Genomic DNA, 11,879 nt, shown 5'->3' with positions numbered 1-11,879 from the left:
CCGCCGGTTACGACACGACTGCGACCTGACGCGGACGGCATCTCGACACGGGTCCGGCACGGTCGGCACCATGACGCAGCTTCAACCGGCCAGGGCCACTCGGGCGACGACCGGGCGCAGGCCGCACCTGCCCGCGCTGGACGGGCTACGGGGTGCCGCGATCCTCGGGGTGCTGTTGTTCCACACCGGCCACCTGCCCGGTGGTTTCCTCGGGGTGGACCTGTTCTTCGCACTGTCCGGCCACCTCATCACCGACCTGCTGCTGCGGGAGATCGAGGCGACCGGCACCGTGTCGCTGGTCGCCTTCTGGGGCCGGCGCGCCCGCCGGCTGCTGCCCGCCCTGGCGACCATGCTCGCCGGCGTCACCGTGCTGGTGTGGGCGGTGGGGCCGCCGGACCTGGTGCGAACCACGCTCTCGGACGGCCCGTGGGTGCAGCTGAACCTGGTCAACTGGCATCTGCTCGCCGAGTCGGCCGGCTACTGGGACCGGTTCGGGCCGTCCCGGGTGTTCGAGCACCTGTGGAGCATCGCGGTCGAGGAGCAGTTCTACCTGGTGTGGCCGGTGGTCCTGCTGGTCATCGCCCGGTGTGGACGGCGGGTCGCGACGGTCGCGGCCCTGGTCGCGGCCCTGGTCTCGGTCGTCTCACTGGTGCTGATGGTCACGCTGGTCGACCCGGCGGACCCGACCCGGGTCTACACCGGCACCGACACCCGGGCGTTCTCGTTGTTGCTGGGCGCCATGGTCGCCACCCGGCCGGTGCGCGCCCTGGTGGCCCGCGTGGCCGGCCGGCGGGCGGGCGTCGTGTCGTGCTCGCTGGCGATCGGAATGGGCACGGCGTGGTCGCTCGTCGACGGTGTGAACTCGGCGTGGCTGTTCACCGGCGGGCTCTTCGTGCACTCGCTGGCCGCCGCGCTGCTGGTCGGGCTGTGTGCGGGAGAGCCGCGAACGGCGGTCGGCACGGTCCTCGCCTCGTGGCCGCTGCGCGGGCTGGGACTGATCTCCTACAGCCTGTACCTGTGGCACTGGCCCGTCTTCGTACTGCTCTCCGCGCAGCGCGGGTGGGTCCGTACGGTCGCGGCGTGCGCCGTGTCGATCGGTCTCGCCGTGCTCTCGAAGTACCTGGTCGAGGACCCGATCCGGTTCCGTGCCGGGTGGGCCACGAGGCGAAGCGGGCTGCTCGCGTTCGCGGCGGTCATGGCCGGGCTGGCCGTGTTGTGGTCGGTGCTGCCCGCCCCGGCCCCGGTCACCATCGACATCGGCAGGCTGGGCTGATCACCTGAACAGCGGGCAGGTTCGCCGCTTGTCCGACTCCGGGGTGGGCAGGGTGAAGCGGACCTGCGCCTCCGTGCGCTTGGATCCGCCGCTCTGGATGTGCACGCCCAGCGCCGTACACACGATCTGGTCGATGCCCAGCGGGGTCACCTCGTGAATCGACAGCGGCACCAGGAGCCGGATGACGCCCGGTGCGACGGTCACCACGACCTGGGTCGTCGCGCTCGCCGAGATGTCGGTGCGCAGACCGGATTCGCCGGGCCCCGAGAGGAGCAGCGCCATGGCCTCGGGGATCCCGCCCAGGTGGCCGGTTCGCCGCAGCTGCGGCGAGAGCTCGCCCCGCGCGCCGACGAAGTACAGCGTCACCCCGGGTGCCACGCCCGTCGGGGCCTCGCCGCCGTCGGCCACCCCGGAAGGACGGACACCGCATCCCGCGAGCAGCAGGACCACGACCGCCGGCCAGATCCGCATCCGCCTCACCGGTCCTCCGGATTCCTCGGCAGCCGCAGCACGAAGCGCGCACCGCCGCCGTCGGCATTGCCCGCGGTGAGATCGCCGCCGTGCAGACGGGCGTTCTCCCGGGCGATCGCCAGCCCGAGCCCGTTGCCCGGCGTACGGGTGCGAGCGGCGTCGGCCTTGTAGAAGCGGTCGAACACCTGCGGCAACACCTGCTCGGGCAGGCCCGGTCCGCCGTCGGTGACCTCGATCAGCACCTGCTCCCGTGACGCCGAGACGCGCACGCGCACCGGCGGTGCGCCGTGCCGCAACGCGTTCTCGGCCAGGTTGGCCACGATGACGTCCAGCCTGCGCGGGTCCACCCGCAGGAGGATCCCGTCCGGGGCCACCACGTCGACCCGGTCCAGCCGCCCACGGGCCCGCAGGCAGTCACGTACGGCGCGGGCCGCGTCGACCTCCTCCACCCGCAGCCGGGCGGTGCCGGCGTCGAAGCGGGACACCTCCATCAGGTCCTCGACGAGCCGGACCAGCCGATGTGTCTCGGTGATCGCCATCTGCGCGGACTCGCGCGCGTCCGCCTCCATCCCGTCGGTCGTCGTCGCCAGCACCTCCACCACCGCCGTCAGCGTGCTCAACGGGGTACGCAGCTCGTGGGAGACGTCGGCGGCGAACCTCCTGGCATCGGCCTGCATCCGCCGCATCGCCGCCATCGACGCCTGCACCGACTCGGCCATCTCGTTGATGGTCACGGTCAGTTCGGCCAGCTCGTCGGCGCCCTGCGGCGGCGACCGCGCGTCGAGATCACCGGCCGCCAGCCGGCGCGCGGTGTCGCGGAGTTCACGCACCGGGCGCAGCACGCCGCCCGCGGCGATCAGCGCCAGCAGCACGGCCGGCGGCAGCGCCAGCGCGGCGGTGCCGGCCGCGGTCCTGGCGAGGCCGTCGATCCGCCGCTCGACGTTGCTGAGGTCGCGCACGGCGTACACCTCGATGCCGGACGGGGTGCGGGCGCCGTTCGGCGCGGTGAGGGTGATGGGCATGCCGACCAGCAGCCAGGGCTTGCCGCCCGCGATGATCCGCTCGGTGACGAGCCGGCGCCGGGTGCGTACGGCGGTGCGCAGCGCATCGGTGACGAGCCCGGTGTCGGGGCCCTCCGCCGAACGCAGGTTCCGGTAGGTCACCAGGGTGTCCGCGCCGACGGCCGCGCGCAGCCGTTCCAGCGCGCCCTGGTCCGGCGGATAGACCAGCTGGGGGGTGATCGCACCGATCTGCCCGGCGATGGTCTCGGTGAGCCGCTGCTGCGTCGAGGCGACCAGCGCGGCGCTCGCCGATCCGGCGCTCGACCAGGCCGCCGCGGCGGCACCGAGCACGGTCACCAGCACGAACGCGACCACCAGCCGGACACGCAGCCCGCGCGGCCTCGGCCGCCTGGTCATACCGGCCCGAACCGGTAGCCGAACCCGCGTACGGTCTGCACGTACACCGGCGTCGTGGGATCGGCCTCGATCTTCCCCCGCAGCCGCTGCACGCAGTTGTCGACCAGCCGGGAGTCACCGAGGTAGTCGTGCTCCCACACTTCCTCCAGCAGCTGCTGCCGGCTGAACACCCGCCCGGGAGCCCGGGACAGGGCCAGCAGCAGCCGCAGCTCGGTCGGCGTCAGCGACACCGGTGAGCCGCGCAACGACACCGTCAGCGCGGTGGTGTCGACGCGCAGGTCGCGGTGCACTCGCACGTCGCCGGAGCCGCCGGCGCCGCGGCGCAGCACCGCGCGGATGCGCGCGTCGAGCACGGTGGGCTGTACCGGCTTGACGACATAGTCGTCCGCGCCCGCCTCCAGACCACCGACGACGTCGAAGTCGTCACCGCGGGCGGTGAGGATGATCACCGGCACGTCACCGGCCGCCCGGATCCGGCGGCACACCCCGAACCCGTCGATGCCCGGAAGCATGAGGTCGAGCACCACCAGGTCCGGCGCTGACGAGCGCAGCTCGCGCAGACCGACCTCGCCGGTCTCCGCGGTGCGGACGCCGTGGCCGTGCCGGCTCAGCGCGAGCTGCAACCCGCGCCGAACCAGGGGATCGTCCTCGATGAGCAGAATCGCCGGCACCCGTCCAGTATGGACAGGACCGGCCCGGCTCGACGGTGACGGCGTTCTCCTGCGACACAACCGGGACACGACGGCGCAGGCACCGGGACACGGCGGCGGCACCGTCGAGGCCATGACCAAGACACGAAGCCTCATCCCGGGCCTCATCCCGGGCCTGACCGGGCTGCTCCTGCTGACCGCCTGCTCCGGCGGGTCCACCGCGACGGCGGCCCCCACCGGCCCCGGCCTGTCCAAGGTGCTCTTCCTCGGCGACTCCATCGCCGCCGGTGAGGCGCTGCCGCTGGCGGCCGCCTTCAAGGCCGGTGGTGTGGCGTTCCAGTCGATCGCCGCCGACGGCGGCGGGAACGTCGTCGGACCGTTCTCCGGCGAGAACTGGAAGAAGCTGCCGGCACAGATCGCCTCCGCCCGGCCCACCGTGGTCGTCTACCAGCTCACCACCTACGACTGGGGCAGCCGGCAGCAGCAGCGGGCCGCCTACGACAGGCTCCTGACCACCGTGACCGGGGCGGGCGCGAAGCTGGTCATGGTCACCGCGCCGCCGATCAGGGCCGACGACTTCTACCGGCCGCACATGGCCGACCTGGACCGCGCCCCGGACGTCGCCCGGGCGGTCGCGGCGGAGTCGTCCGGGCGGGCCCAACTGCTCGACGCCGGCGCGGTGTGGGGCAGGACCTATCAGCGGGTCAGAGACGGCAGGGCGGACCGCAGCACCGACGGCATCCACACCTGCCCGCAGGGGGCGGCCCGTTTCACCAACTGGCTGCTCGGCCAACTGGCGAAGTCGTTCCCCGGCTTCACGCCGGCGGCGCCCCGGTCGTGGGCCAACACCGGCTGGTCCGCCGACAAGCACTTCAAGGGCTGCTGACCGGCGAGCCGTGGGCCGGTCACGCCTGGCACGGCCACCACGGTCAGCCGGCCGCCCTCGGGGAACCCGGCCCCGGAGCTGACGACCGCGGCGACGCCGGTCATCAGCGCACCGGGACCTTTGAGGGCGGCGGGCCCCCTCGGGTCGGGGCCGTCGAGGAAGCGCGTCAGCACGGCGGCCTCGGCACGCAGCCGCGTCGCCCGGTCCGCCTGCGCGGGCGCCGTCAGCCGGGCCGCCATCTCCAGCCGCTCACCGGCCTCCGCGCGCACGATGTCCGCCATGGCCCGTTCGCTCAGCTCGCGTCGCGCCGCCTCCGTGGCGCCGACGCCGACGGGCGACTGCTGGAGGCCGTGTGGCCCGGATCCGTCCACGGGCACCGCCTCGGCGTTGTCCAGCGCGGCGAGCGCCGAGCGCAGGGCGCTCACCGCGGCCTTGTCGCGGGCGCGCATCGCTTCGGGCAGGGCTTGACGCATCCGAAGGCGTAGGGACATGCCGGTGACCTTAGGGTCGTGCGTCCGCCCCCACAACGGAATATGTCCGGCGCACCCCGGTGAGCGTCAGGTCAGCCGACGGGCGAGGATCTCGCTGATCTCGCCGAGCCGGCGGACCTGGTCGGCGTCGAGCGTGTCGAAGATGACGCTGCGGACGGTCTCCACGTGCCCGGGGGCGGCGGCCTCCAGCGCCGTGAAGCCGTCGTCGGTCAGCACCGCGATCTGGCCGCGCCGGTCGGTCGGGCAGTTCTCCCGGCGTACCCAGCCGCGCTCCTCCAGGCGCGCGATGGCGTGGGAGAGCCGGCTCGCCGACATCCGGGTGGCGTCGGCGAGCTCGGTCATCCGCAGGGCCCGGCCGGTCTCCTCGGACAGCCGGACCAGGATCTCGTAGTAGGCGTGCGGGAGGCCCGAGTCGCGGCGCAGCTGGGCGTCGATGGCGTCGAGCAGCAGCCGGTGCGAGTTCAGATACGCACGCCAGATGCGCTGCTCATCGGCGTTCAGCCATCGCGTCTCAGTCACGAACACGATTCTAGTTTGGGCGGGTCAGCGCCCTTATGTCGGCGAGGGGTGGTCTCCTCACTCCACCGCCGCGGCGACCGCCTCGGACCAGATCTGCACGGCCTCGTCGATCTGCGCGGCGTCGACCACCAGCGGCGGGATCATCCGGACGACGTTGCCGTACGCGCCGCAGGTCAGCAGCAGGAGCCCGCGCTGTGCCGCCTCCCGCTGGGCCCGCTGGGCGGCCGCGGGGTCCGGTTCGCCCCCGGTGCCGAACTCGCTGCCCAGCATGAGGCCGCGGCCGCGTACGTCGCCGATGACCGGATGGGCCGAGGCGACCTTGCGCAGCCCGTCGCGCAGGCGAAGGCCCATCGCGTCGGCGTTGGCCACCAGTCCCTCGTCCTGGATGACGTCCAGTGTGGCCAGCGCGGCCGCGCACGCCACGGCGTTGCCGCCGTACGTGCCGCCCTGCGATCCCGGCCAGGCGCGGCCCATCAGCTCGGCCGGGGCGGCGATCGCCGACAGCGGGAACCCGCTGGCCAGGCCCTTGGCCGTGATGAGCACGTCCGGCCGTACGTCGGCGTGCTCGTGCCCCCAGAACCGCCCGGTGCGCCCGAAGCCGGTCTGGACCTCGTCGACGATGAGCAGGCCGCCGTGCCGGTCGGCGCGCTCGCGCAGCCCCTCCAGGAACCCGGGCGGGGCGGGGATGTAGCCGCCCTCGCCGAGCACCGGCTCGACCACGAACGCGGCGGTGTCCTGCGCGGGGCTGACCGTCGCGAGCAGGTAGTCCAGCTCGCGCAGCGCGAAGCGCGTGGCCTCCTCCTCGCTCCAGCCGTACCGGTACGCCTGCGGGAACGGCGCGACGGCCGCCCCGGGCATCAGCGGGCCGATGCCGGCGCGGAACTTGGTGCCGGCGGTGGTCAGCGAGGCGGCGCCCATGGTGCGCCCGTGGAAGGAACCGTGGAAGACGACGATGTTCTGCCGGCCGGTCGCGTGGCGGGCCAGCCGGATCGCCGCCTCGACGGCCTCGCTGCCGGAGTTGAGGTAGAACAGCGCGTCCAGGCCCTCCGGGAGCACCTCGCCCAGGCGCTCGGTGAGCCGGAGCAGCGGGCGGTGCATCACCGTCGTGTACTGGCCGTGGATGAGCGTGGCGACCTGCTCCTGCGCGGCCCGTACGACGCGCGGGTGGCAGTGCCCGGTGTTCGTCACACCGATCCCGGCGGTGAAGTCGAGGTAGCGGCGGCCGTCTTCGTCGTAGAGGTGCACGCCCTCGCCGCGGGCGGCCAGCACGGGCGTGGCCTGGGTCAGAACCGGGGACAACTGCGCCATGGGTCGCTCCTGAAGATTGTTGACAATATGATGATATGCAAGCATGCTCCAAAGGCATTGTCCAGACGCAGGTCAGGAGGGCTCCATGAGCGAGCGAAGCGAGCGAACCGGCAAGCACGTGCGCCTGGTCACTCCCCCGACGAAGGAGGGCTCATGAGCGAAGGCGCGTTCGAGACGGCCCGTACGGCGGTGGAGTCCGTGTCCAAGGGGCTGTTCGTCGGCGGTTCGTGGCGTGACGCCGAGGCGGGCGGCACCTTCGCGGTCGAGGACCCGGCGACCGGCAAGACCCTGTGCTCGGTCGCCGACGCGACTCCCGCCGACGGCATGGCGGCGCTGGCGGCCGCGGTCGCGGCCCAGGCGTCCTGGGCGGCCACGGCGCCGCGCGAACGCGGCGAGATCCTGCGCCGCGCGCACGCGCTGCTGCTCGCGCGCCGCGAGGAGTTCGCCGCGCTGATGACCGCGGAGATGGGCAAGCCGATCGCCGAGTCGCTGGGCGAGGTCGCCTACGCCGCGGAGTTCTTCCGGTGGTTCGCCGAGGAGGCGGTACGCATCGGCGGCGACCACGCGGTCGCGCCGGACGGCGGGAGCCGGTTCCTCGTCATGCGGCAGCCGGTGGGCCCGAGCCTGCTGGTGACGCCCTGGAACTTCCCGATGGCGATGGGCACCCGCAAGATCGGACCCGCCGTCGCGGCCGGCTGCACGATGGTGCTCAAGCCGGCCGAGCAGACGCCGCTGTCCGCGCTGGCCCTCGCCGACGTGCTGCGCGAGGCCGGGCTGCCCGACGGCGTGCTCAACGTCGTGCCGACCTCGGACCCCGGCCCGCTGGTCGAACCGCTGCTGCGCGACGGCCGGATCCGCAAGCTGTCGTTCACCGGCTCCACGGAGGTCGGGCGGCTGCTGCTCGGTCAGAGCGCGAGCCAGGTGCTGCGGGTCTCACTCGAACTGGGCGGCAACGCCCCGTTCATCGTCTTCGCCGACGCCGACCTCGACGCGGCGGTCGAGGGCGCCATGCTGGCCAAGATGCGCAACATCGGCGAGGCCTGCACCGCCGCGAACCGCTTCTACGCCGAGGCCCCGATCGCCGAGGAGTTCACCCGGCGGCTGGCCGAGCGGATGGGCCGGCTGACCGTCGGCCCCGGCCTCGACCCGGCCAACCAGGTCGGGCCGCTCATCGACGAGGCGGGCCGGCAGAAGGTCGCCGCGCTGGTGGACGACGCGGTGAGCCGCGGCGCGACGATCCGTACGGGCGGGTCGGCGCCGGCCGGTCCGGGCTACTTCTACCCGCCGACCGTCCTGTCGGGAGTGCCGGCCGACGCGCGCATGCGCCACGAGGAGATCTTCGGCCCGGTCGCCCCGGTGACCGCCTTCGACACCGAGGAACAGGCCCTCGCGTGGGCCAACGACACCGAGTACGGCCTGGTCGCCTACGTCTACACCCGCGACCTCGACCGGGCGCTGCGGGTGTCGGAGGCGCTCGAGACCGGCATGGTCGGCCTCAACCGCGGCGTGGTGTCCAACCCGGCGGCGCCCTTCGGCGGCGTCAAGCACTCGGGCCTCGGCCGCGAGGGTGGCAAGGTCGGCATCGAGGAGTTCCTGGAGACCAAGTACGTCGCCATGGGCTGAGGCTGCGAGGGCCGGCTTCAGGGGCCGCCGCCCGGAAGGGCGGCGGCCCGGCGGTTCCACGGAACGGCTTTCTCTCGGCGTCGCGGGAGGTTGTGAGCTGTGCTCGGATGAGCGTGCGCGAGTGTGCGTGAGGTCGTGTTCGTGATGTCGGGCAGCCTGGTCGAGGTCGTGAGAGGGCGGGCGTGGCCTCGCTGACGGCCTTTGACTCCGCCTACACCATCAAGTGGGGCGCCCAGCATTGACAGAAGCCCCTCACCACCACCGACCGCCCCGTCACCCGCCACCAGGCGGCAGCGGCGGCGATCGGACGACGCGCCCTCGGGCACCCGATCCGGCGACGGACGACACCACCCACGCTCAGTCCTCAGGGACGGTGCGCAGGCGCTCGATGGAGTCGGTCATGTGCTCCTCGATGAGCCGCAGCAGGCGTTCCTCGTCGCCGTCGCTGATGGCGTCGACCAGCTTGCGGTGCTCCTCGACCAGGTCGTCCGGCTCGGGGTACTTCTCCTGGAGGGCGTTCAGGCACATGCGGGCCTCGACGAGCAGCGTCTGGGCCATGCGCTCGAGGCGCGGGCTTCCCGACGACGCGACGAGCACCTGGTGGAAGGCCTGGTCGGCGTCGCTCATCGCGATGCGGTCGCGCTCCCCGGCCGCCGTCACCAGCGCCTGGAGCGCCTCGGTGAGCCGGACGAGCGCCTCGCCCCGGTTGCGCGCCATGATCATCCGGCAGGCGGCGCGCTCGATGGCCAGGCGGGCGAGGTAGACGTCCTCGACGTCGTCCTCGGCCAAGGTGATCACGAACAGGCCGCGGTGCGGCTCGCTGCGCAGCAGGCCCTCCTGGACGAGGCGCTGCATGGCCTCGCGCAGCGGCCCGCGGCTGACGCCGAGGCGCGCGGCGAGGTCGGCCTCGCCGAGTTGTGAGCCCGGGGCCAGCGATCCGTACATGATCGCGGATCGCAGCTCGTCTGAGATGATCTCAACGGTAGATCTTCGGGGTACGGGCTCGAGCTCGCCCAGCCGTCCCATCGTCAAGTCGCCTCCGTACGGAAGAGGGAGCCCGCTCCGGTACGCAGGCCGTGGTCACCGGCGAGGCGAAGCCCCTCCCAGACGCTCACCTGGTTCGCGGTGAGGACGGGCTTGCCCAGTCGTTCTTCGAGGTCGTCGAGCCACGCCACGGTGTGCAGCGCCGTGTCGGGCACCAGCACGGCCTCGGCGTCGGCGTGGTCGTTGGCGGCGACGAAGCCGAGGACGTCGTCGCGGCCCAGCGTGCCGACCTCGGCCGCGGTGACGATGCCCCGGCACGAGAGCGCGACGACCTCGATGTCGTGCTCGTCCAGGAAGCCGGCGAAGCGCTCGGCCACGTCCGCCGGGTAGGTCGCCGCCACCGCGACCCGGCGTACGCCGAGATGCCGGGCGGCGTTCACGAAGGCGAACGAGGTGCTGGAGGCGGGCACGCCCGCGGCCTCCTCGACCCCGGCGACCTGCTCGGCCGCACCCTGCCGGCCGAAGACGAAACTGCCGCTGGTGCAGGCCCAGATCGCGGTGCCCACGCCGAGGGCGCGCAGCTTTCGCGCGCCCTCCGCGAGTACGTCCGGACCGCCGATGTCGAGCAGGGCGTCCACACGGTGCGCGTCCTCACGCATGAGCGTGTGCACCACCGGCAGGCTCACGTCGCCCAGGACACGCTCCATCAGCGGGTAGTCGTCCTCGGCACTGAATCCCGGGTAAAGGATCCCGACCGTGTGGCCCATCTTCTCTCCAGTTTGGCAGATTGTTTACAAGTTACCGCTTCATGCGGCGGTGGGGCGCGCGGCCTCGACGAGCCACTGACCGGCGCCCATCGCCTCGGCGCCCATCGCCCGCAGTGCCGAGCACATCGTCACCTGGTTCGCGGTGAGCACCGGCTTGCCGAGCGTCCGCTCCAGCGGCGCGATGATGTCGTACGTCGGGACGTTGGTGCAGCTGATGAAGATCGCCTCGGCGTCCGGCCGGTCGACCGTGCGTACCGCGGCGACCACCTCGGAGTAGCCGACCTTCCAGATGTGGTTCATCAGCCCGAGCCCGACGCTCGACCCGGTCTCGATGCCGTGCTCGCCGAGGAACGTGAGCAGCCGGTCGGTGACGCTGTCGATGTACGGCGTGACGACCGCGATCCTGCTGACGCCGAGGAGCCGGAGCGACTCCACCAGCGCGCCGGAGGTCGTCGTGGCCGCGGGCGCGCCGGCGTCCAGGATGCTCCGGCTCAGCAGCCGCTCGCCCTCCGCCCCGTGCACGAAGCTGCCCGAGGCGCAGGCGAAGGCGACGACCAGCGGCTCCGGCGCCAGCACGTCACGCGTCGCCCGGCGTACGGTGTCGACGTCGGCGAGCGCCGAGGCCATCTCGATGGTCACCGGCACCGGCACGAAGGGCAGGCGGGTCATGAACAGGGACACGTGGTCGGGCGCCCATCGCCACAGCTCGCGGTCGAGGGCGAAGTCGAAGGGCGCGACGACGCCGACGCCCACCTGGGCGACCAGCTCGAAGTCGACGACCACGTCCATCGGACCGCCCGCGGGTGCGTCGGCACTCACCGTTCGTACCGCTGGTACAGCAGGCGCTCGCCCACGCTGCCCGACCGCCACACGTCGTTGCACGCCTCGGCCATCGGCTCCAGGCCCTCGACGATCGTGGCGTAGACGTTGCCCGGCACCCAGCCCACGTCGCCGTTGAGGAGCAGGTTGTTGCGGCCGTAGAAGATCGCCATGTCGATCACGCCCGGAAGCGCGTCGATCCCCTTCTCCTCCTTGAAGCGCCGGTCGAGCATGCCGCCGTTGAAGGAGAAGTACACGACGTCGCCGGGGATCGGCGTGACCGTGGGGTTCTCCAGGCCGGGCTCCTCGGCGGCGAAGCGCTCGACCATGGTGTAGACCTCGTTACGGGCGTACTTGGCGTGGTAGATGTCGCCGCCCTGCGGAAGCGCCTGCCACACCGCCTCGCAAGTGCGGGGCGCGTCCTTGTCGAGCAGTTCCGCGACGCACGACACACCGCGGCGCTCCAGCGTGATCTTGATATGTCTCGGCATGCCAGACCTCCCACTGCACATGGTCGAGGTGAGGCACGTCGCTCACCCCGATGACTTTCCCTGCGGGCGCCTTGGGATCCGTCCTGGCCTCTGGTCCGGGTGATGGTGGCCGGGGTGGGTTCAGGTTGCGACGGTCTTGCAGCACATGTTCAGCTCGTGCGCTGATTGTTGACAATCAT

At 72.5% G+C, this 11,879-nt stretch carries 12 protein-coding genes; 3 read left to right on the top strand and 9 right to left on the bottom strand.

Annotated elements, in window-relative coordinates:
- Positions 1-70 precede the first annotated feature (70 nt).
- On the top strand, positions 71-1,273 hold the full coding sequence (locus tag QSK37_RS35405; RefSeq protein WP_285629687.1) for an acyltransferase family protein: 1,203 nt from the start codon (positions 71-73) through the stop codon (positions 1,271-1,273).
- On the opposite strand, the gene QSK37_RS35400 is transcribed toward QSK37_RS35405, so the two are convergent.
- From QSK37_RS35400 to QSK37_RS35390, 3 genes are read right to left on the bottom strand one after another with little or no spacing between them, the layout of a single operon-like run.
- Positions 1,274-1,744, bottom strand: coding sequence for a hypothetical protein (locus QSK37_RS35400; protein ID WP_285629686.1), 471 nt, complete (start codon positions 1,742-1,744; stop codon positions 1,274-1,276). It lies immediately after the preceding gene.
- A gap of 5 nt (positions 1,745-1,749) precedes the next feature.
- Positions 1,750-3,162: a sensor histidine kinase gene (locus tag QSK37_RS35395; protein ID WP_285629685.1), complete on the bottom strand. Its 1,413-nt coding sequence runs from the start codon at positions 3,160-3,162 to the stop codon at positions 1,750-1,752.
- Positions 3,159-3,833, bottom strand: a complete 675-nt coding sequence (locus QSK37_RS35390; protein WP_285629684.1) for a response regulator transcription factor — start codon at positions 3,831-3,833, stop codon at positions 3,159-3,161. The genes QSK37_RS35395 and QSK37_RS35390 overlap by 4 nt, the downstream gene beginning before the upstream one ends.
- Here QSK37_RS35390 and QSK37_RS35385 point away from each other — a divergent pair.
- A complete protein-coding gene (locus QSK37_RS35385; protein WP_285629683.1) occupies positions 3,814-4,698 on the top strand; it encodes an SGNH/GDSL hydrolase family protein in 885 nt (294 codons plus the stop codon). The genes QSK37_RS35390 and QSK37_RS35385 overlap by 20 nt on opposite strands.
- Positions 4,699-5,255: 557 nt before the next feature.
- Here the strand turns inward: QSK37_RS35385 and QSK37_RS35380 are convergent.
- Positions 5,256-5,708 carry a MarR family winged helix-turn-helix transcriptional regulator gene (locus tag QSK37_RS35380; RefSeq protein WP_285629682.1) on the bottom strand — a complete coding sequence of 151 codons (453 nt, stop codon included), beginning with the start codon at positions 5,706-5,708 and terminating at the stop codon, positions 5,256-5,258.
- 57 nt (positions 5,709-5,765) lie between these two features.
- Complete coding sequence (locus tag QSK37_RS35375) at positions 5,766-7,016, bottom strand: aspartate aminotransferase family protein (protein WP_285629681.1); 1,251 nt, start codon at positions 7,014-7,016, stop codon at positions 5,766-5,768.
- 153 nt (positions 7,017-7,169) lie between these two features.
- Between QSK37_RS35375 and QSK37_RS35370 the strand changes: the two genes are divergently transcribed.
- A complete protein-coding gene (locus QSK37_RS35370) occupies positions 7,170-8,639 on the top strand; it encodes an NAD-dependent succinate-semialdehyde dehydrogenase (protein WP_285629680.1) in 1,470 nt (489 codons plus the stop codon).
- A gap of 357 nt (positions 8,640-8,996) precedes the next feature.
- Here the strand turns inward: QSK37_RS35370 and QSK37_RS35365 are convergent, their stop codons facing one another.
- Genes QSK37_RS35365 through QSK37_RS35350 form a run of 4 tightly spaced genes read right to left on the bottom strand, consistent with a single transcriptional unit; the run spans position 8,997 to position 11,700 of the window.
- Positions 8,997-9,665, bottom strand: a complete 669-nt coding sequence (locus QSK37_RS35365; protein ID WP_285630264.1) for a GntR family transcriptional regulator — start codon at positions 9,663-9,665, stop codon at positions 8,997-8,999.
- Between the two features lie 2 nt (positions 9,666-9,667).
- The gene (locus QSK37_RS35360; protein ID WP_285629679.1) at positions 9,668-10,390 is read right to left on the bottom strand and encodes a maleate cis-trans isomerase family protein; all 723 of its coding nucleotides are present in this window, start codon (positions 10,388-10,390) and stop codon (positions 9,668-9,670) included.
- A 39-nt stretch (positions 10,391-10,429) separates the two neighbouring features.
- Positions 10,430-11,179 carry a maleate cis-trans isomerase family protein gene (locus tag QSK37_RS35355; RefSeq protein ID WP_285630262.1) on the bottom strand — a complete coding sequence of 250 codons (750 nt, stop codon included), beginning with the start codon at positions 11,177-11,179 and terminating at the stop codon, positions 10,430-10,432.
- 26 nt (positions 11,180-11,205) lie between these two features.
- Positions 11,206-11,700: a DUF3830 family protein gene (locus tag QSK37_RS35350; RefSeq protein WP_285576957.1), complete on the bottom strand. Its 495-nt coding sequence runs from the start codon at positions 11,698-11,700 to the stop codon at positions 11,206-11,208.
- Positions 11,701-11,879: the final 179 nt, after the last annotated feature.

The sequence above is a fragment of the Actinoallomurus iriomotensis genome (assembly GCF_030269445.1).
Taxonomy (GTDB): Bacteria; Actinomycetota; Actinomycetes; order Streptosporangiales; family Streptosporangiaceae; genus Actinoallomurus; species Actinoallomurus iriomotensis.
This window is presented reverse-complemented; position numbering and strand designations above follow the sequence as displayed.